The 20,213-nt window shown below is 69.0% G+C and carries 14 protein-coding genes; 9 read left to right on the top strand and 5 right to left on the bottom strand.

Going from position 1 to position 20,213, the window contains the following annotated elements:
• Positions 1-221: 221 nt before the first annotated feature.
• Complete coding sequence (gene pdxR / locus ACZ6TB_RS01470) at positions 222-1,667, bottom strand: MocR-like pyridoxine biosynthesis transcription factor PdxR (protein WP_465549332.1); 1,446 nt, start codon at positions 1,665-1,667, stop codon at positions 222-224.
• A gap of 103 nt (positions 1,668-1,770) precedes the next feature.
• On the opposite strand from pdxR, the gene ACZ6TB_RS01465 reads away from it, so the two are divergent.
• Both ACZ6TB_RS01465 and ACZ6TB_RS01460 read left to right on the top strand, forming a co-directional pair.
• Positions 1,771-2,319 (top strand): dihydrofolate reductase family protein, encoded by a 549-nt coding sequence (locus ACZ6TB_RS01465; protein WP_465549330.1) that lies wholly within the window; start codon positions 1,771-1,773, stop codon positions 2,317-2,319.
• Positions 2,320-2,442: 123 nt separating this feature from the next.
• Entirely contained in the window at positions 2,443-2,895 is a 453-nt protein-coding gene (locus ACZ6TB_RS01460) for a hypothetical protein (protein WP_465549329.1), read from the top strand.
• A gap of 36 nt (positions 2,896-2,931) precedes the next feature.
• Here the strand turns inward: ACZ6TB_RS01460 and ACZ6TB_RS01455 are convergent, their stop codons facing one another.
• Positions 2,932-3,300 (bottom strand): nuclear transport factor 2 family protein, encoded by a 369-nt coding sequence (locus ACZ6TB_RS01455; protein ID WP_465549327.1) that lies wholly within the window; start codon positions 3,298-3,300, stop codon positions 2,932-2,934.
• A 630-nt stretch (positions 3,301-3,930) separates the two neighbouring features.
• Here ACZ6TB_RS01455 and ACZ6TB_RS01450 point away from each other — a divergent pair.
• A complete protein-coding gene (locus ACZ6TB_RS01450) occupies positions 3,931-5,538 on the top strand; it encodes a multicopper oxidase family protein (RefSeq protein ID WP_465549325.1) in 1,608 nt (535 codons plus the stop codon).
• Between the two features lie 26 nt (positions 5,539-5,564).
• Here the strand turns inward: ACZ6TB_RS01450 and ACZ6TB_RS01445 are convergent, their stop codons facing one another.
• Positions 5,565-5,765, bottom strand: a complete 201-nt coding sequence (locus ACZ6TB_RS01445; RefSeq protein ID WP_465549323.1) for a hypothetical protein — start codon at positions 5,763-5,765, stop codon at positions 5,565-5,567.
• Positions 5,766-5,791: 26 nt separating this feature from the next.
• On the opposite strand from ACZ6TB_RS01445, the gene ACZ6TB_RS01440 reads away from it, so the two are divergent.
• On the top strand, positions 5,792-6,478 hold the full coding sequence (locus ACZ6TB_RS01440) for an NAD(P)-dependent oxidoreductase (protein WP_465549321.1): 687 nt from the start codon (positions 5,792-5,794) through the stop codon (positions 6,476-6,478).
• A 72-nt stretch (positions 6,479-6,550) separates the two neighbouring features.
• Positions 6,551-7,162, top strand: coding sequence for a DJ-1/PfpI family protein (locus tag ACZ6TB_RS01435; RefSeq protein ID WP_465549319.1), 612 nt, complete (start codon positions 6,551-6,553; stop codon positions 7,160-7,162).
• A gap of 86 nt (positions 7,163-7,248) precedes the next feature.
• Here ACZ6TB_RS01435 and ACZ6TB_RS01430 read toward each other — a convergent pair whose 3' ends face one another.
• Positions 7,249-8,307 carry a sensor histidine kinase gene (locus ACZ6TB_RS01430; RefSeq protein WP_465549317.1) on the bottom strand — a complete coding sequence of 353 codons (1,059 nt, stop codon included), beginning with the start codon at positions 8,305-8,307 and terminating at the stop codon, positions 7,249-7,251.
• On the bottom strand, positions 8,279-8,947 hold the full coding sequence (locus ACZ6TB_RS01425; RefSeq protein ID WP_465549315.1) for a response regulator transcription factor: 669 nt from the start codon (positions 8,945-8,947) through the stop codon (positions 8,279-8,281). Before ACZ6TB_RS01425 ends, ACZ6TB_RS01430 begins: the two co-directional genes overlap by 29 nt.
• A 343-nt stretch (positions 8,948-9,290) precedes the next feature.
• Here ACZ6TB_RS01425 and ACZ6TB_RS01420 point away from each other — a divergent pair, with 343 nt between their 5' ends.
• From ACZ6TB_RS01420 to ACZ6TB_RS01405, 4 genes are all read left to right on the top strand, one after another.
• Complete coding sequence (locus ACZ6TB_RS01420) at positions 9,291-14,438, top strand: hypothetical protein (RefSeq protein WP_465549313.1); 5,148 nt, start codon at positions 9,291-9,293, stop codon at positions 14,436-14,438.
• 80 nt (positions 14,439-14,518) lie between these two features.
• A complete protein-coding gene (locus ACZ6TB_RS01415) occupies positions 14,519-15,775 on the top strand; it encodes a multicopper oxidase domain-containing protein (RefSeq protein ID WP_465549311.1) in 1,257 nt (418 codons plus the stop codon).
• An 11-nt stretch (positions 15,776-15,786) separates the two neighbouring features.
• On the top strand, positions 15,787-17,106 hold the full coding sequence (locus ACZ6TB_RS01410; RefSeq protein ID WP_465549309.1) for a multicopper oxidase domain-containing protein: 1,320 nt from the start codon (positions 15,787-15,789) through the stop codon (positions 17,104-17,106).
• Between the two features lie 16 nt (positions 17,107-17,122).
• A complete protein-coding gene (locus ACZ6TB_RS01405) occupies positions 17,123-20,116 on the top strand; it encodes a multicopper oxidase domain-containing protein (protein ID WP_465549307.1) in 2,994 nt (997 codons plus the stop codon).
• Positions 20,117-20,213: the final 97 nt, after the last annotated feature.

The raw sequence follows: 20,213 nt of genomic DNA, 5'->3' as shown, positions 1-20,213 counted from the left end.
ATCAGTGCACGTGGTGGCTTATCGTCCTCTCCGGTTCAGAGGGCGCTGACTTCACCTCCTCTCTTTCTTGGCGCTGATGACCGACGACTGCTGCGGCGTTTCGGTTGTATGGCGTCATCGCAGACGGCGCAAGATAAAGCGGCGAGAGTGTTCGCCTAGCTGGGCGTGAAGGAGCCTGCCACCGGATACGCCGAGGTCATCGATCTGGTCCCGTCAATCAGTCACGACGCCTGCGCCGATCCCAGCGAACCCCGCCGTGTTGTGAGCCGGTGTTCGGCAAGCGTCGCTACCAGGGCGGCGACGGCATCGTCAACGGCGGTGTCGGGGAGGTTGCCGTAGCCCAGGACGAGGCTGTGTGCCGGTTGCCGGTGGCTCACCCGGTACGTGTGCAGACCGGTCAGCCGTAGTCCACGGGTAGCTGCGGCCATAACGACAGCGGCCGCATCGATGCCGTCGCCGAGGTCGGCCACCAGGTGCAGGCCCGCGGCTGAACCGGTCACCCGGCACTGCGGCAGTTGGGTGCGAAGAGCGTGGAGCAGGGCGGCTCGACGGGCTTGGTAGCGCTGTCGCATGGAGCGTAGATGTCGGTCGTAGCCGCCGGTCTGGATCAGGCCGGCGAACGCCAGTTGATCCAGCACCGATGGTGCGGATCGGGCGGTGCCGCTGGCCATGAGTACTTGACGCCACCGTGGCGGCACGACCATCCAACCGATGCCCAGGGCCGGTGAGAGGGTTTTACTGACCGAGCAAAGCAGCACGACCTGCCGCGGGCACATCCCCTGGAGCACGCTCAGCGGCCGGTGGTCGTAGCGGAATTCGGAATCGTAATCGTCCTCCAGCACCAGCCCGTCGACTCGCTGCGCCCAGTTCACCAGTGCACCGCGACGCTGCGCGCTGAGCGGAACGCCGATCGGGAACTGGTGCGCCGGGGTGGTGAGCACCGCGCGGATCGCCGGGTCACGGTCCAACTCGGCCACCCGCAGTCCGTGCTGGTCTACCGGAACGGGTACGACGGTCAGCCCCGCCTCGCGGGCCACCTCGTGCAGCTGGGCCCAACTGGGATCTTCGACGGCGACCCGGCCGATGCCCGCCGCGCGCAAGGCGCGGAACAGACGGGCCGCGCCGTCGGTGACACCGGTGGTTACCACGATGTCGTGAGGGCCGGCCACGGCACCCCGGCTACGGCTCAGGTGTTCGGCCAGCACCCGGCGCAGCTCGCCGTGTCCACCCGACGGCGGAAACCCCAGGTCGGCGGAGGCCAAACGGCGGGCCTGCTCGCGAAGTGCGTCGCCCCACCGGGCGCGCGGAAAGGCGCGCAGGTCGGGAAGGCCCGGCGTCAAATCGAATCGCGTCGGCACCGACGGCGGCGGGCCGGGATCGGGCGGCGCCGAATGGACTTCGGGAGACCACCGGACTCGGGTCGCCGACCCGACCCGAGCCTCCAAGTAGCCCTCGGAGACCAGCTGCGCGTACGCCTGGGTGACGACCCAACGGGACCAGCCCAGATCGGCGGCCAGGGTTCGGCTCGGTGGCAGGGCGGCGCCCGTGGGCAACCGTCCGGAGCGGACCGCCGCGCGCAGGCCGCGAGTCAACCGCTCGTGCTTGGCGCCCGGGTCGGACAGGTCAAGCAGCGTGCTCCACGCGAGATTGGTCTGGGAATCGGTCACGCCGTTGGATCGTAGCACCGAGCCAAATGTCGTTATCGTTGTTCGCGATCATGACGTCCATGGCGCGTTCCGAGACAACCGCCCACCCACGAAGGAGAACCCCATGCGCGACGTGGTGCTGTACGAGCTGGTCTCACTCGACGGCGTGGCCGAAGAACCGGGCGAGGGTCAGTGGTTCGGCGACGCCGACGAGCGGCTCATGGACAACCTCGCCCAGGTGGTCGCCGGCCAGGACACTGTGTTGCTGGGCCGGCGAACGTACGACAAATGGGTTTCGTACTGGCCCACGTCGACGATGCAACCCTTCGCCGACTTCATCAACAACACCCCGAAGGTCCTGTTCTCGTCGACCGCTCCTCACCGGGCCTGGTCGGCGACCAGCCACGTCACCGGCCCCGCAGAGCCTTACGTCGCCGACCTGAAGAGCCAGACCGGGGGCGACATCGGTATTCACGGCAGCCTGACCGTGGCCCGCTCCTTGCTGCGCGCGCACCTGGTCGATGTACTGCGGCTCGTCGTGTCACCCAGCCTCGCCGGCCGTGGCCACCGGCTGTTCGAAGATGTCGGCGATCTACAACGCTTCGAGCTTGTCGACGTCGACCGCTCGGGCGGCTGCCTCTTGCTCAACTACCGCAGACGCGCCGGGAGCTGAGCACACTCCCTCATCAACCGCTGCCTCAGATCAGCGGGACACGGAAGGAAGGCAATCGCGGCCTTGCGAGCGCCGATCCCCTACGGTCGAGCACATCGACAACAATTTCGGCGGAGGCACGACATGATCTTCAACCGGCCGCTGGTGAAGTGGGGGTTGCTCGGCGCGGTCGTCTTCGGGCTCCTGGCGGCCGGCGTCTTCTTTGTCGACGACAAGCTCCGCAAGGACATCGTTGAACACGGCACCCGCACGCGGGCGGTCATCATCAGCGATCACGATGACGAGATCGACCATTGGTTCACGGTCAGCTACACCGTCCAAGGCAAGCGGCACAGCGCGAACCTCCGCCACCCCTGGCTCATGGACAAGGTCCTCGAGGGCCGGGAGATGACCGTCTACGCCGACCGGGCCAACCCGGAACTGATCGCCACCGAGGACGGCTACGCGACACCAGTGTGGACCTCTGCTCCCGGCGCACTCGCTGTCTTGGCGCTGCTCGGCGTCTTCGTGGCCCTCGCCGAAGGGTGGCGATCCGTCCGCCGCGGACGCCGTGCCGATCCACGAGACACTCCCTGATCCGCTGGTTCACGCTCCCGCCCATTGACGCAGCGACTACGCCGCCTGGCTAACGTGCGCAGCGAGCAACCGCCACCCCGCGACCGTGTTGATCCAGGTGCGGGTGTACCGCACGTACGCGGTGAACTCCTCGTCCTTGAATCGGCCGACAAGCCTGCCCCGGAACCAGGTAACACCGGTATCGCCGACCACCACGGCGGTCAGCTCCTCTTCAGTCACCTCGGTCAACCGCTGTCGGCCAGAACGCTGCAGCTCCAGATCGTCGTGTTTCGAGTACAGGCGTCCGTCGGGACCGGTGAAGACGAGGCGGTCATCAAGAAGCTGGTCGAGGGTAACCGCGTCCGCGGCGAGCTGAGCCGCCTGCAGCCGTCGATCCGCCGCCTTCAGTGAATCGGGATCCGTCACGTCCCCAGCGTTACGTACCCGGTGGCCCGGATCAAGGAGCTCGACCCCCCGACACTTGTCGGAGGCCAGCCGACGCCATGACCGGGTGCACGTTCCCGAGATTGGCGCCGACCTCGGTTGCCCCCGGGCGTCGAGGACCCGCCCGGCCCCGCGGAACCTCGGCCGCCATGTGCACGGCCTGTCAGGCGATGGGCGCACGACCCGTTGCTGGTCGCCGCACCGGCCCGCTCGCTGTAGGGTCACAGTTGGACTTCGTCAAAGCGCGCCGCTGGCGAGCCCGAGCAAGGTCGACTTCCGACGCGGTTCAAGGTGCCCGTCCGGCAGGCTTTGTGAGTGCGCTCCCACCTCCCCGACCAGCCTTCGGCCTGGTGTTGCGCCCGTCGTCACCTCTCCCGACGGGCCGCACGCTTGTCGGTCCGCGACCCAGCATCGCTTTGTCGCGCTGTGCAGTGATCGCAGCGCTCGCCTGGCGCGCCTAGCCAGGGAACGTACGCCGCCCTGCTCAATGGCCGGCACGGGTCGGACATCTCCGTCCGCCCCCTCGAAGACCGTCGTGCCCTCTGTAGCGACCGGCTAGCACTGGTGACCCGGTGCGCCACCCAGCACGACACCGCAACCGAAGGACGGACGATGACCGATCAGGACCCGTTCACGACCGACACCACCGGACTGACGCAGGTTGCGAGCCCGAGCGACATGCGGCTTGCGGACGGCGATCGCTTTGACCTCGACATCCGCCCGGTACGCAAGAACATCGACGGGGCCGAGCTGCGGATGCTCGCATACAACGGTTCCATCCCCGGCCCGACCCTGCATGTTCGGCAGGGGTCACAGCTCACCGTGCAGACACACAACGGCGGCGATGTCGAAACGACCGTGCACTGGCACGGCCTGCGGCTGGAGAACCGCTATGACGGTGTACCGCACGAGACGCAGGATCCGATCCCGGTGGACGGCGCATACAGCTGCCAGTTGCAGTTCCCCGACGCGGGCTTCTACTGGTATCACCCTCACATGCGTGAGGACTTCGCGCAGGAGATGGGCTTGTACGGCACGATCGTCGTCGAGCCCACGGATCCGACGTACTGGCCAGCAGTCGACCGGGAACTGACCCTGACGCTCGACGACCTGCTGGTTGAAGACGGGCAAATCGCGCCGTTCCTCCGGTCCGGGCCCACGTTCACCGCCATGGGCCGATTCGGCAACGTCCTTCTGATCAACGGGGAGACCACGTTCTCGGCCGAGCTGGCTGCGGGAGACGTCGTCCGGCTCCACCTGGTCAACACCGCGAACACGCGGATCTTCAACTTCGCCGTACGCGGCGCACGGGCGAAGCTCGTCGGCGGCGACAGCGGCCGGTACGAACGTGAGACGTTCGTCGAGGAGGTGCTGTTGGCGCCCTCGGAGCGAGCCATCCTCGACGTGCACTTCCACACCCCGGGCGAGGTGTCGCTCGAGCATCGAACCCCGGACCATGTCTACGACCTGGGTGCAATCTCCGTAACGCCGGCCAAGGGCGGCGGCACTGCGGCCGCGACCTTCGACGTGCTGCGTACCGACCCCGAACTCACCGCCGAGCACCAGTCGATCGACCCTGATCTCGAGAGGGCGCCGGACAAGGTGCTCGCCTTCGTCTCCCGCATGCCGCTTCTCTATGGCGACCACTCGTCACAGGGATCCTCCTACGCCTGCCCGATGCACCCTGAGGTGACCGCGGCGGAGCCGGCGACGTGCCCGAAGTGCGGCATGAAGCTGATTCCCTCCGATGCGCCGCCCGCCCCGGCGCACGACGGATCGCCGTCCCATGACCACGGCGACGGGCTGGAGTGGGAGGACCTGATGCCAGAGATCAACCGGGCATCCGATCCGAGCAACATGATCTGGCAGCTCATCGACCGCGAGACCGGCGCGGAGAACGGCGCCATCGACTGGACGTTCACCGTCGGGGACCGGGTGAAAATCCGATTGGTCAACGAGATGGACTCCGATCACCCGATGCACCACCCGTTCCACATCCACGGGGCTGGCCGATTCCTCATCCTGTCCCGGGACGGGGAACCTGAGTCCAACTTCGTCTGGAAGGACACCGTGCTGCTGCGGGCCGGGGAGACGGTGGACATCCTGCTCGACGTCAGCAACCCAGGGCTGTGGATGGCCCACTGCCACATCGCTGAGCACACCGAGAGCGGCATGATGTTCAGCTTCAACGTGGCCCGCGAGCCGGGGCGCGTCCGATGACGGCCCCCAACGCAGACCGGCCACCGCTAGCCGTGCGCGTGATCGGAGCTGGGCAGGCCGGTCTGGCCATGGGCCACGAACTCGCCCAGCACGGGCGCCTCTTCGAGATCGTCGACGCCGGCCCCGAGATCGGCCACGTGGGCGCTCACGGTGGGACTCGCTTGGCAGATGGCCGTGCGCTGGTACGCCGCCGGGACGATCGAAGCCCGCCGGCAGCGTTCGTCCAAGACACCTACGTTATTGGAGGCACACAATGAGAGTCTGCATCGTCGGAGCGTCCGGCAAACTCGGGCAGTACATGGTGCAGCACGCGTTGGATCGGGGCTACGAGGTGGTCGGCGTGTGCCGGCCGGAAAGCGTGGGGAAACTCGACCGGTTCAAGGGGCGTATCACCGTGATCCCGGGAGCAACGAACGATCCCGAGGTCATCAAGCGCGCGGTCGCGGGGTGCGACGGGGTGCTCGTCGTGATGACCCCGGTCGGCGTCAACGGGTACTCGACGGGAACGACCCAGGCGGTGCTCGACTTCGCACGTCCGGGCGCGCGCCTTGTGTTCTCGTGCGGGTGGCACATCACCCGCGACGGCCAGGACGTGTACTCGTGGAAGCTCAAATTGATGGTTAACGTCTTCGGCCGGCTTGCGCGACTCGCTCGAAAGGTCGACCTCGACGACCAGGTGGAGGCATGCCGGCGGGTGTTTGCCAGCGACACCCGGTGGACAGTTGTGCGCGGCAGCGACCTCGAGGAAGGCGAAAGCCAGGGCCTGCCCGTGTGGAGCGCGCACGTGGGCGATCCGATCCTGGCCAGCAACCTCACGCGTCGAGTGGACTTTGCCCTGTTCATGGTGGAGGCCCTCGAGAACGACGAACTCGTCCATGAGGCCCCGGCAATCGTCGGCCGCGAGACGCCCTCGGCGCTCGTCCACGCCGCCAGAGATTGAACTCTTCAGTGGGCGAGAGTTCTCCAGAGCGGACGACCCCGGACCGCCCTCCTCCTAAGGCACGCTGAGAAGATGACGAACGAGCCGGGCACGTTCCCACACCACATTGCCATCCTGCTGTTCGACGGCGTCGAAGAGCTCGACGCCGTCGGCCCGTGGGAAGTACTGGCGCACTGGACCCGCAACCACCCGGACGACGGCTGGGCGGTGTCCTGCATGTCCCAGGACGGTCTGCCGGTGACCGCAGCCAAGGGCCTGATGCTGGGCGTACACCATGCCATTGCGGACGCACCACCCCTGCAGGTGCTCATATACCCAGGCGGCGAAGGCACCCGAGGGCTTCTGCGCGACCCCGAACACCTCGATTGGGTCCGCGCCCAGCGCGCGACCGTCCCGTTGATGACCAGTGTCTGCACCGGCGCTCTGGTCTACGCTGCTGCCGGGCTGCTCCGCGAGCGGCCGGCGACGACCTACTGGGCTGCGATGGACGAACTGCGCGGGCTTGACCCCACCGTGATGGTCCGCCCAGCCGATCGCTGGGTCGACGACGGCGACCTCATCACCTCTGCCGGCGTCAGCGCCGGCATCGACATGGCACTGCACCTGGTCGCTCGCTTCGCCGGCCCCGACCGCGCCCGGCAAGTCCGGCGCGGCATCCAGTACGACCCCCAACCTCCCATCTGACGAGGAAGACGTCATGCGTTGCATCGACGCCAGCACCTTCAACCCTCAGCGCCCTGGGTGTCGATCGACGTCGTCGGCAAGCCGGGTCAGGACCTCAGGTACTCCTCCTCAACTGCCGGGCCGGGCTTCGGCGGGCCGTCGACCGGCACCGTGATGGCTACCGTGGTGCCCTGTCCCGGCCGACTGCTGATCCGTACCTCGCCGCCGAGGGTGGCCGCCACTGAGCGGACGATGGCCATGCCCAGTCCGGTGCCGATATTGCGCGCGGACCGCCCGGCGGTCAGGTCCGCCACCTGGTCCTCAGGCATGCCGATGCCGGTGTCGGCCACCGCGACCTGCCAGCCGTTCGTGTCCGACGAGCCGATCAGCTCGATCTGGTCGCCCGGCCCGGTGGCCCGGATGGCGTTCTCCACCAGGGTGTCGATGGCCGCTTCCAGCCGTTCGGCGTTGATCAGTGCGGTGCCGATGTGCGAGCGCACCGACCACTGGCGGTCAGCCGCCGGGCGCCAGCGGTGCGCGATCCGCTCCAGATGATCGTCCAGACAGGCGGGCTCCAGCGGGTACGGCTCGTCCAGCTGCATCAGCATGACGATGCGTTGGGTGATCCCGGCGAGCTTGTCCAGTTCGTCGAGGACGACGTCGGTGTCATCGCGGGTGACCGGGTCGGGGTGTGCGTTGCGGACAAGTTCGGTGTACCCGCGGGCGACCGTGATCGGTGTGCGTAGCTCGTGCGACGCCAGTCGCAGGAACAGTTGCTGCACCTCGAGCCGGCGGTTCTCCGCATCGGCCAGCCGGCGGACCTCGCGCAGCGCCTGGTTGCGCCGGCTCACGTGCCACACCATGACGCCGAAGACAGCCATCATCAGCGGCACCTCGGTGGTCTCCTCCCATGCGATGACCCCCTCGGCGGCGTGGTGCACGAGGATCACTCCGGTCGCCGCGGTCACCAGCAGCAGGCTGGACACCATGGCGCCGAGCGGCCAGCGGGTGAAGCCGTAGACCAGGGCGAGACCGATCCAGATGAAGTGGAACGGCACGGTCTCCTTGCCGGGCTCCAGCCACATCAGCGCGGCCAGCAACGTGGCGGCGGCCGCCCAGCCGCCGATCAGCAGCCGGTTAATGGTGGGCGACGCGATAGCCGACATTGCGTACCGTCTCAATCCGGTCGGGCCGGTCCAGCTTGGCGCGGAGCCTGCGAACGCAGACATCCACGACGTTGGTGCCGGGGTCGAAGTCGATGCCCCACACGTCGTTGAGCAGTTCGCCGCGGCTGCATACCTGTCCGTTGCGGCTGATCAGATGTTGTAGCAGAAGGAACTCCCGGTGGGGCAGTTCGACCTCGCGGTCGGCGAATTTGGCCCGGTGCATGCGCATGTCGAGCATCAGCGGCCCGGCCCGCAGCCAGCGATTCGCCGCCCCCGGCGCGGTGGCTCGCAGCCGCGCCCGGACGCGGGCCTGCAGTTCGGCGATCGCGAACGGCTTGCTGAGGAAGTCGGCGGCGCCGGCCTCGAGCACGCTGACCCGGGCGCCGATCTCGGGAACTGCGGACAGCACCAGGATCCGTTGCTCGGGGCGGGCTTCGACGAGCCGTTCGAGGACCTCGGCGCCGGGCATCCCGGGCAGCATGAGGTCGAGGATCACCAGGTCGTAATCGCCGGCGAGGGCGTCGTTCAGCCCCGTAGCGCCGTTGGCCCGGCAGTCGACGACGTAGCCTTCATCCTGCAGGGAGCGGCAGACAAGGCGGGCTATACGGTCGTCATCCTCGATGACCAGGAGCCGATGCATGGTCCCCCCATGAGGTAACGCTTGGTGTCCGCTTGACTGCGGGTCATTACAACGGCCGCGCGTGGGCTGGGTCCAGAGGCTTCCGGGCGATCGACGCCTTGTGCCCGGATTGCGCCCCAAGATCGAGCGGAACGGTTGAGGCGTAGGTCGCCGGTTGGCCCGACGCCGGTGTGCCGACAGGCGCAAACCAGGAGGCGGCCGGATGAGCCGGTCGGGGTGTCCGTAGATGACGGCCGGATGACCGCTCTGTCATCTGACTCCGGCAAACCCGCCTCGTACGCACAGGATTCCCCGCACGTCGGCCACCCGGCCGGCTCATCGGTCTTACTCAAGGGGGAACCGCATGCTGCGTCGCCTCTTCCCGCGCTGGCTGACCGCCGCGGCCACTGGTTTGTTGCCGGTGAGTTGGTATTTCGTGGTCGTGACGGCACCCGCCGTCGCGGCCGCCCCGGCTGACGGAAGCCTGTCCCTGCGGGTCGAAAGCGCGCGGACGGTCGGTCCGGCGCCCGAAATCCAGAGGGGCGATCCGATTACCGCGTATCACTGGATGGTGACCGCGGACGACGTGGGCGACCCCCACGACGCCGTGGAGAACTGCCTGCCGTCGCGGGCCGGCGTCGCCAGCGCCGCCGACTTCGCGGACCACTGCAAGTGGCCGTCCGTCCGGGCCACCCCGGGCGCCGTCCCGATCGTCGCCCAAGGCGACCAGACCGACCTGAGCGCCGACAAGGCGCTGGAAAACCTGCCCACCGGCAAGTACCTCGTCTCGGTGACCGCCGACGGCTACAAGATCGACGGCGCGCACTTCGCCGTCACGGGCGGACAGACCAGCGCGGTGACCGTCGACATGCAGCCGTACCCTCTGCCGCTCGGCTCCATCCGGTTGCGCGTGTTCAACGACACCGCGCCGGTCGACGGCACCTACGAGGTCGGCGCCGAGCGCGGCCTGGCGGGCTTCACGGCGCACCTGACCGATGTCCTGGGCACGGTCAGCGTGGACTACTACGGCAACCCGCTGTGCACCGAGTACGTGCACAGCGCGCCGGACGCGACGCACCCCACCGGAAAGATCGTCTTCGAGAACGGCAAGCCGAAGATCGCCGCCGGTTCGATCGGGAAGTGCGTCAGCGACGCCAAGGGCGACATCCTGATCCCCAACCTGGGCCCCGACCGGTACGCGGCGTCGGTGGTCGGGCCGGACGGCACGGTGTGGGCGCAGACCACCACGCTGGAGGGCAGCTTCGACTGGGACATCTGGGTGCAGGAGGGCGACACCGGTTACGACACCGAGCAGACGCTCGGCGCCGAGAAGGTGCCGTACGTGGACTTCGGCTTCGTCTCCCCGAAGCAGCTGCCGGCGAGCAGCGTGACCGGCGAGATCGTCGGAACCGGCGTGGTCGGCCGCCCGTACGTCGGTGGCCAGGGCGGTGTCACGGTGCCGGAGACCGGCGTCGCGGGCGCGAAGATCTCCGGCCCCATCTCCGAGCCGTGGGTGGCACTGTCCGCGCTGAACAACGGCGACCAGATGGTCTATCTGGGCCGGGGCGGCACCGACGGCAAGTTCGACATCAAGAACGTGCCCGACGGCGACTATCAGCTCACCATCTGGGACCAGCCGCAGGAGCTCATCCTGTGGAGCTTCAACGTCACGGTCCGCAACGGTCAGAAGATCGACGTGGGCACCAAGATGCTCGTCGGCTGGTTCACCAACATCAAGGGCTCGGTCTACCTCGACGCGAACGAGAACGGCAAGCGCGACCCCGGAGAGGTGGGCGTGCCGCGGTTCCCGGTGGCCGTCAAGGAGCGCGACAACTCGCTGATGGACCAGTACACGAACTCGGTCACCACCGACAACAGCGGCAACTACGACATCAAGGAGACCTATCCGCTCTCGAAGTGGCTGGTGCTCGAGGCGTTCAACACCCGATACCGGACCACCGGCATCACCTATCGGGCGGACAACGAGCCGACCTCGACCACGCTGAAGGGCGCGGCGGTCGACCTCAACTTCCTGCCGATAATCGGGCTCGCCGGCACCGTCGACTGGGGCGTCAAACCCTACGCGGGCGCGGAGAACGGCGGGATCGCCGGCACCATCACGTACGACACGACCCGCAACGAGCTGGACGCCTCGAACTCGGTGACCGAGGCGTACCAGCCGGGCGTTCCGAACGTTCCGGTGCACCTGTACGCGGTGGAGCGGGACGAGAACGGTGACCCGATCCAGAACGCCGACGGCTCGCTGAAGAAGGGCCCGGAGCTCAACGACGCGTACACCTCGGAGCAATGGCAGGCCGGCCGCGGTTGCACGGCCCGGATGTGGAACGGCCAGCCGCTGACCCAGCAGAAGGCGCTGCCCGAATTCGGCGCCCAGGCCAACCAGGCCTGCCTCGAGGCGCCGATGATGGGTGTGCAATTCGCGCCGAGCGAGAACGACCCGGCGAACTTCGGGCAGACCGTCGACGGCAACTACGCGTTCAGCGACTCGAAGCTGAACCTGTACGCGCCCGGCGATCCGCGTAACCCAGCCGCCGACCACCAGATGCCGCTGTACGCGCCGCTTCCGGACGGCCAGACCCAGACGCTGGTGCCGGACGACTACATCGTCGGGGTGGCCATCCCCAAGGACCCGGTCGACGGCAAGCCGATGTACCAGGTCACCAAGGAGGAGGACGTCAACGTCTTCGACGGCGACGCCTACCTGCCGCAGGACAACTTCCCGCCGAGCGTCGACCAGGCGGCCGACCCGCCGAGCGGGGACCAGCCACAGCCGGATCCGGGCAGCAACCCGTCGGGCGGCACCGGCATCACCTCCGAATGCGCCGGCCAGAACCACACCGTGCACGTCACCGACCCGGCGTTCGCCGCGGGCGGCGGCAGCCCGTACGAGGGGCAGCAGAAGGCCCTCTGTGACGCGAAGCTGGTCACCGTCCGGGCCGGGCAGACCACGGCGCCGAACTTCAACCTGTTCACCCCGGTGCCGATCCCGACGCACTTCTGGGGTCTGACCATCAACGACCTGGCGATCTCGCACGACAACCGCAGCATCGAGTACGGCGAGGCGGACGGTCTGCCGAACGTGCCCATGGGCATCTACGACTTCGCCGGCAAGCTGGTGGACACCGTGGACACCGACTTCAACGGCTTCTACGAGGCGATCGAGCCGTCCACCGACACCTACAACTGCCCCGTTCCGGCCGGGCCCTGCCCGAACATGTACCGGTTCGTCGGCAACGACCCCGGCCAGCCGGGCCATCTCAACCACAACTACAACCCTCGATTCCGTACGATCGGCACCAACTTCCAGGCATGGCCGGGCCTGTACACGGTGACCGACACCGCGCCGACCCAGGTGGCCATGACGGCGCTCTCACCGGACGGCACCCAGCTCGACCCGGTGCAATGCGACCTGGCCCCCGACAAGCCGCAGTTGTTCGCCGTCTCCAAGCCGTACCTGCGGTCGAACGAGACCGGCGGGGCGCGGCGCATCACCATCAAGGGCCTCGGCTTCGGGACGACCGGGGGCTCGGTCGGCCTGACCGGGTCGCTGGGCCGGATCGGCGCGACGGTGAACAGCTGGACCGACCGGGAGATCCAGGTGACTCTCGGCACGCCGGCACTGCCGACCGCGGCGACGCTGAGCATCACCCGGGCGGACGGCGCGCAGACCGTCAACGGGCTGACGTTCCAGTTCCTCGGCTCCGGGAACCTGTTGCTGGGCACCGTGCTGAACCCGCGGCTGCGCCAGGTCAACCCGCCGGCCTCGGCCGTCGCGCCGGGGGAGAAGACCTACCGCACGGTGCAGGCGGCCCTGCAGGATGCGGCCTCCGCGCTAGGTGGTCTCGAGAGCGACGTCGTCGTGGTCTGGCCGAACACGGCAACCACCAACAACCCGGCCGGCGCGTACCTGGAGAACGTGGTCGTGCACTCCTCGGTGAAGTTGCAGGGCACCGGTCCGGGCGGTCAGTACCCGGACGGTACCGACGTGAGCGGGTCCATCCTGGACGGACGTGACTTCGCGATCGACAACGCCAACGGCACCGCCTGGATGGCGCTGGTCGCCTCGCTGCGGTACGCCGGCCCGACCGCGGTGCCGGACGGCTCGGTGGTCACCGTGCTGGCCCGTCAGGGTCAGTTCAACGCGCTGAACGCGCCGACCGTGGACGGGTTCCGGATCACCGGCGGAAACCAGTCCGACTTCCCCGGCAACATCAACGAGGTCACCGGCGGCATCAAGACGCCGTACGGCGCGACCGGCGCCGTGATCACCCAGGGCGGCGGCGTGTACCTGCACGCCGAGGCCCGCAACACTCAGGTGACCGACAACGTGATCGTGGGCAACAGCGGTTCGTACGCCGGTGCCGTGCGGGTCGGTACGCCGTACACGAACACACACAACGAGAACGTCAAGATCGCCCGCAACCAGATCCGCGACAACGGTGGCACCAACCTCGCCGGCGGCATCGGAATCTTCCAGGGCAGCAACGGCTACTCGGTGGACCACAACTCCATCTGCGGGAACTTCTCCGCGGAGTACGGCGGCGGCATCTCGCACTACGGCCTGTCCCCGCAGGGCAGCATCACCGCCAACCGGGTGTACCTCAACCAGTCGTACGACGAGGCCGGCGGCATCATGATCGCCGGTGAGCTGCCGCCGGATCCGAACAAGCTGTCGCCCGGCTCGGGCGCGGTCACCCTCGACGGCAACACGGTGCAGGCAAACCTCGCCAACGACGACGGTGGCGGGATCCGGTTCCTGTCGGCGGGCAACTTCCCCGAGACGGTTACCAACAACGTGGTCAGCGGCAACATCTCGGCGCACGAGGGCGGCGGCATCGCCCTGGACGACGCGCCGGACGTGCGGATCGTCAACAACACCGTGATGAACAACATCACCACGGCCACCGCGGTCACCAGCGACGGCAAGCCGGCGCCCGCCGGCCTGTCCACGGCCGAGAACAGCGTGCAGCTGCAGGCGACTCTGCCGGCCACGGCACCCAAGTTCAGCGACCCGAAGCTGTTCAACAACATCTTCTGGGACAACCGCGCCGGAGGCTGGAACGGCTCCTACGTGACCGGTATCGGGTCACCGGACGCGCCGGCCGGTGACCCGGTGAATCACTGGGACCTCGGTTCCGGAGACGGGGTCGGACAGCTCACGCCGACGAACTCGGTGCTGCAGACGACCACCGGCACGGCGCCGAGCGGCACGAACAAGCTGACCGATCCGATGGTCGTGGCGGCGTTCCCGACCAACGTGTCGATCGACGTGTCCCGGTCGTACCCGGCGTTCCGGCAGGCCGTGATCGTCATCCAGCACGTCGCCGGCACGAAGATGGGCGACTACCACCTCACCGCCGGCTCGCCGGCGAACAACGCGGGCGCAGGTTCGCGCACCTTCGGCACCGTCGTCGTGCGCTCGCCGCGGGTGGACATCGACGGTGAGAACCGCAGCCTGACCGGGCCCGACATCGGGGCCGACGAGAGGTAACCCCGCCAGGTGTCCGGGGGCGGCCGCCACCGCCCCCGGACCTCCCTCGCCGTACCCCATCGCAGTCCGAGGAGACAATTGTGTCCGACAAAGAGTCCATCCGCAGGCTGAGCCGGCGCTCGCTGCTGGCCGGTCTGACCGGCGCAGCCGGCTACGCCCTGCTGCCCGCGAGCAGCTCCGCCGGTGTGCGGCAGACGCAGATCCTGACCGCCGCGGCGTCGGTCACCCCGGTGACCGAGGTCCACCTCGCGGGCACCGACGGCTGGGTTTCGATGCCCGACGGCGCGCCCGCGATCGCACCGTTCTGGCCCGACGCGCTGGCGCCGGCCAACACCAACCTGTACGTGTTCGGCTTCCGCGACGTCACCGGCATGAGCGCCGCCGACGTCACCGCGCAGCGGGGAAAGGCACAGATCTCCGCGCCGATGCTCGCCTTCGACCAGGAGACCGACATCAAGATCACCCTGTCGAACCTGGGCCTCTCCCAGCGCCCCGACCTGGTCGACGGGCACACCATCCACTGGCACGGATTCCGGAACGCGATCCCGCTGTTCGACGGCGTGCCCGAACTGTCCATCGCGGTGCCGATCGGCCGCGACTTCACCTACTTCTACCGCCCGCACGACCCCGGCACGTACATGTACCACTGCCACTTCGAGGACGTGGAGCATGTGCAGATGGGCATGACCGGGATGCTCTTCGTCCGGCCGGTGCAGAACAGGGGCACCACGGACCTGCCGCCCGGCAAGTACGCGTACAACTGCGGCGACGGCTCCACCCGCTACGACCGCGAGTTCGCATTCATGATGACCGAGATCTGGGCCGAGGCGCACTACCGCGACGCGCACATCCAGGTCAGCGACTGGACCGACTACAACCCGACGTTCTTCGCGCTCAACGGCCGGGCGTACCCGGACACGCTGGCGCCGAACGGCAACCCGGTCACCGGCGCCGGCCGGCTGCGCTACCAGCCGATCTCGTCGCTGGTGACCTGCAACAGCGGTGAGCGGGTGCTGCTGCGCCTGGCCAACCTCGGCTATCAGAACCACACCATGACGGTCGACGGCATCGACCTCACGGTCGTGGGCAAGGACGCCGGCCTGCTGCGCGGCCGCGACGGCTCCAGCGAGTACGCGGTGACCAACAGCGTCCAGATCGGCCCGGGGGAGAGCCGCGACGTCATCTTCACCGCCCCCGATCCCGGCACCTACCTGCTGTACGACCGGGACTACCTCGCGCTGACCAACGGCTCCGGCGGCGGCTCCGGCGGCCAGATGACCGAGATCCGGGTGTCGCCCCCCGGCACCCTCCGCGCCCAGTCGGGCCCGAACGCATGAGGAGGCCAGTCGTGTTCCGTGCTCTCGTTCCCCGCCTGCCGGCGGCACGCGTCCGGCGGGTCGGCCCGGCGGCGCTGGTCCTCGCGATCGTCGGCGTGCTCACGGTGCCGGCGCCGCAGAGCTCCGCGGCGCCACCCACCCACGGCCTGCAGTGTGAGACCTCGTCGAGCAACAGCTTCTCGCTGACCGCACAGGGCGGCTACGTGTCCACCCCGGACGGCAACTCGATCTTCATGTGGAGCTACGGCGACTCCGGCGGCCAGTTCCAGCTGCCCGGCCCCTCGCTCTGCGTGGAGTCCGGCGCGAAGGTCACCATCGCGCTGCACAACGCGCTGCCCGAGCCCACCTCCATCATGTTCCCCGGTCAGCCCCAGGTGCTCGCGGGCGGTCAACCGGTCCAGCCGGAGAACGACGCGGCCGGCAACCTCACGTCGCTCACCACGACGGCCGCCGGAAACGGGGGCTCGGTCACCTACACCTTCACCGCCGGCGCGCCCGGCACGTACCTCTACGAGTCCGGCACCGACGTGCAGAAGCAGCAGCAGATGGGTCTGTTCGGCGCGCTCATCGTGCGCCCGAAGGGCCACCCCAACCAGGAGAACGACCGGCCCGATTCGGCCTTCGACACCGGACACGAGTACCTATACCTGCTCAGCGAGGTCGACCCGGACGCGCACCTGGCCGTCGAGCGCGGCCGCGGTTACAACTGGACCAAGTACAAGGCCCGGTACTTCATGATCAACGGTCGGAGCATGCCGGACACCATCGCGCCGAACGGCGCGGCGTGGCTGCCCAGCCAGCCGTACGGTGCGTTGATCCACATCCGGCCGTACGACGCGGCCACCAACCCGAAGGCGTCGCTGATCCGCTACCTGAACGCCGGCGTCACCAGCTACCCGTTCCACCCGCACGGCAGCGATGAGCAGTTGATCTCGCGGGACGGGCACCCCGCGCAGGGTCCCGGCGGCCAGGACCTGTCGTACTCCAACTTCCTCATCGACGTGGCACCCGGTCAGACCGTCGACACGCTGATGACTTGGCGCGACGCCGAACACTGGGACCCGGCCAGCAACCCCATCCCGGTCCAACTCCCGCAGCTGCAGGACCAGATCGTCGGGCCGGGCACGGAGACCTGGTTCAGCGAGAGCCCGTACCTCGGGCAGACGGGCAGCCAATTGCCCGCCGGCGTGGTGCAGAACAACCAGTGCGGCGAGTACTACCACGTCGCGCACAGCCACGCCCTCGAGCAGTCCACCAACTACGGCGCGAGCTTCGGCGGGATGATGACCCTCATCCGCATCGATCCTCCCGCCGGCTGCCCCGCGCAGTGACGACGAAGGGATCGAGATGAAGCCTCCATCCGGAGTGCGAGGCGCGGCCCTCGTCGCGGGCACCGTGCTCGCCCTGATCGCACCGGTCGCGGCGCACGCCGCCACGCCGGCCGTCCACCCCCGGACCGGCCCGGTCGCGGCACTGCCCGCCCGGCTCACGCCGCCCGGCCCGCCGGTCGGTGCTCTGAAGCAGACCGGTTGCACCATCACCGGCACCGACGCCGCCTGCGACCTGTGGGCCAAGCCCGGCCAGCTGGTTCTGCCCGGCGCCGCCGCGCCGTTGCCGATCTGGGGATTCGCGTCCACGGCGGATGCGCCCGCCGGCACGCCCGGTCCGGTCCTCGTGGTGGATCAAGGGGATACCGTGAAGGTCACCGTGCACAACGGCCTGACCGGAGCCTTGTCGCTCGCGGTCCCGGCGGTGACCGGGTTCGCACCGGACACCGCGGGAGCGGCGCCGGGCGCGACCAAGACGTACACGTTCAAGGCCGGTCGGCCCGGTACCTACCTCTACGAGGCCGGCCACACCGCGAACGGCGGCCGCTTGGCGATGATGGGCCTGGTCGGTGCCCTGGTCGTGCGGGCGCCGGCGGCCGGCGACAAGCCCAGCGCGTACGGTGACGCCGGCTCGGCATACGACGACGAAGCGGTCCTGGTGCTCACCGAGGTGGACCCGGCGTTCAACGCCGACCCGCTGAAGCTCGACCTGCGCTCGTACCGGCCGAAGTACCGCCTGATCAACGGCAAGGCCTTCCCGGAGACCGACCCGGTCGCCACCGACGTCGGTCGTAAGGTCCTGCTGCGCTACCTCGACGCGGGTGTGCAGGCGCATCCGATGACCGTGCTCGGCATCGACCAGTCGGTGGTGGGCCAGGACTCGCGGCCCACCGCCTACCCGGAGGCCACGGTCACGGTGCCGCTGGCGCCCGGACAGACCGTGGACACGATCAGCACCATGCCGGCCGGGCCGGACGGGCGCCGGTTCATGCTCTTCGAATCCGGCAGCCTGCTCAACAATGCCGGGCAGAAGGTCGGCGCCACGGTGCCCGGGATCAGCCCGCAGCAGGCGTTCGGCGGGATGATGACCTATCTGGACACCAACCCGCAGCCGGTCAGCGGCGACCACGTCGGCCCGGTCCCGGCCAAGGTGACGGCGAGCCCGAGCCCCGCTACCGTGCTCACCCCGGTCACCGTTACGGCGAACTTCAGCGACGCTGCCACGGGCGGATCGCCGATCGACCGCGCCGAGGTCGTCATCGACGATCTGAGCGTCGCCGAGGGCACCGGCATCCCGTTCGACACCGGCGCGTTCGGCGGCCCGACGGTGACCGGCGCCACCGCCACCGTGAACCCCGCCGACCTGCAGAAGCTCACCCAAGGGCGGCACACCCTCTGGGTGCGGGCGCACGACAGCGCGGGCAACTGGGGCGTGGTCGACTCGGTGGCGCTCAACCTGTCAGTCACCGGCGCCGCCACAACCGGCCCGACCGTCACGCCGAACCCGGTCTCCGGCCCGGTCGACCTGACCGTCGAGGCTACCGGCGACGACTCGGCGCTGGGCGGCACCGTAACCGCGGCGGAGTACTTCGTCGACGTGGCCGGCGCCGATGGCAGCGGGCAACCGCTCACCCTCAACGCCCCCAACTCCGTGATCAGCGCGGAGCAGGCCACCATTCCGGCGGCTGTCACCGGTGCGCTCGGCGAGGGCCGGCACACCGTCCTGGTGCACACCCGGGACTCGTCGAACGTCTGGGGTCCGATGGCCACCGTGCAGCTGATCGTGGACCGCACCGGCCCGACGCTGCTCAGCGGCGCGGTCCTGCCGGCCACTACGAACGGCACCAACGGATCGCCGGCCGATCCGACCGAGCTGCGCATCAACGCGGCATTCACCGACACCGCGTCCGCAGGGGTCAACGGCAGCATCGCCGCCGCCGAAGGCTTCATCGACACGCCCGGCGTCGACGGTGCCGGCTTCACCTTCCTGTCCCTCGACGGATCGTTCAATCAGCAGACCGAGAACACGTACGCGTTGGTTCCGCTCAGCGAGCTCACTCGGCTCGCGGACGGCACGCACCAGATGCTCGTGCACGCCCGGGACTCCGCCGGCAACTGGGGTCCGCTGACCGGCGTGACGTTCACCGTGGACCGCACCGGTCCCGCGGTGACCGCGACCGCCACCGTGGCGGCCGGGGTTGTCTCCCTCACCGCCTCCGCCGCCGACGCGCTCTCCGGCATCGCCGCCGGCGAGTGGTTCGAGGGCACCGATCCGGGCGCGGGCGCCGCGCGGCCTCTCACGGTCACCGCGACCGCGGCCACCACGGCGACGCTGAGCGCCACGGTGCCGGGGTTGACCAACGGCAGCCACACGTTCTCCTTACGGTCCAAGGACGCGGCCGGAAACTGGGGTCGGGTCACCGCCGTCACGGTGACCGTCTCCGGATCGTCGGTGATCTTCGCCAACAACTTCGACACCGGAGCCGGCGCCTGGTCGCAGCGGGTCGGCACGGTCCAGGTGGCACCGTCGGCGGCGTTCGGCAACTCGCCGGCGCTCACGGTCACCGGCCGGACCGCCGCCTACGTGGTGGACACCACCCCGGCGGCCGAAGGCACGCTGCACGCCCAGTTCGGGTTCGCGGCCGGCACGTACCAGACCAGCGGCAGCACAGTGGACCTGTTCCAGGGCCGCGCTGCCAGCGGCAGCGCCGTGGTGAACGTGCAATACCGGCGCACCGCCGCTGGCAGCCAGGTCCGCGCCGGTCTCCTGGCCGGCACCGCCTGGACGTACTCGGCCTGGTCCGCGGTGCCGACCACAGCGGTCACCGTCGCGGTCGACTGGAAGTCGGCCACGTCCGGCTCCGTCGCTCTCTCCGTGGCCGGCCTCAAGGTGGGCACCGTCACCGGCAACACGTCCACCCGGACCGTCGAGTCCGCCGCGCTCGGCATGATCGCGTCGACCGGCGCGACCACCGGTGCGGCGGCGATCGACAACTACACCTCCACCCGCTGACCGATGACACCCGACGGTGGGGGGGGGGGGGGGGGCCCCCCCCCCACCCGAAGCGGAGAGCAAGACGCAACCATCGCCCTGTCCCCCCCCCCCTACT

Source organism: Actinoplanes sp. NPDC051537 (genome assembly GCF_055586105.1).
This window is presented reverse-complemented; position numbering and strand designations above follow the sequence as displayed.

Coding starts and splice junctions, on each gene's coding strand:
- ACZ6TB_RS01420 (WP_465549313.1), top strand. CDS start 9,291: ATGCTGCGTCGCCTCTTCCCGCGCTGGCTGACCGCCGCGGCCACTGGT.
- ACZ6TB_RS01405 (WP_465549307.1), top strand. CDS start 17,123: ATGAAGCCTCCATCCGGAGTGCGAGGCGCGGCCCTCGTCGCGGGCACC.
- ACZ6TB_RS01450 (WP_465549325.1), top strand. CDS start 3,931: ATGACCGATCAGGACCCGTTCACGACCGACACCACCGGACTGACGCAG.
- ACZ6TB_RS01440 (WP_465549321.1), top strand. CDS start 5,792: ATGAGAGTCTGCATCGTCGGAGCGTCCGGCAAACTCGGGCAGTACATG.
- ACZ6TB_RS01465 (WP_465549330.1), top strand. CDS start 1,771: ATGCGCGACGTGGTGCTGTACGAGCTGGTCTCACTCGACGGCGTGGCC.
- ACZ6TB_RS01430 (WP_465549317.1), bottom strand. CDS start 8,307: ATGTCGGCTATCGCGTCGCCCACCATTAACCGGCTGCTGATCGGCGGC.
- ACZ6TB_RS01425 (WP_465549315.1), bottom strand. CDS start 8,947: ATGCATCGGCTCCTGGTCATCGAGGATGACGACCGTATAGCCCGCCTT.
- ACZ6TB_RS01460 (WP_465549329.1), top strand. CDS start 2,443: ATGATCTTCAACCGGCCGCTGGTGAAGTGGGGGTTGCTCGGCGCGGTC.
- ACZ6TB_RS01435 (WP_465549319.1), top strand. CDS start 6,551: ATGACGAACGAGCCGGGCACGTTCCCACACCACATTGCCATCCTGCTG.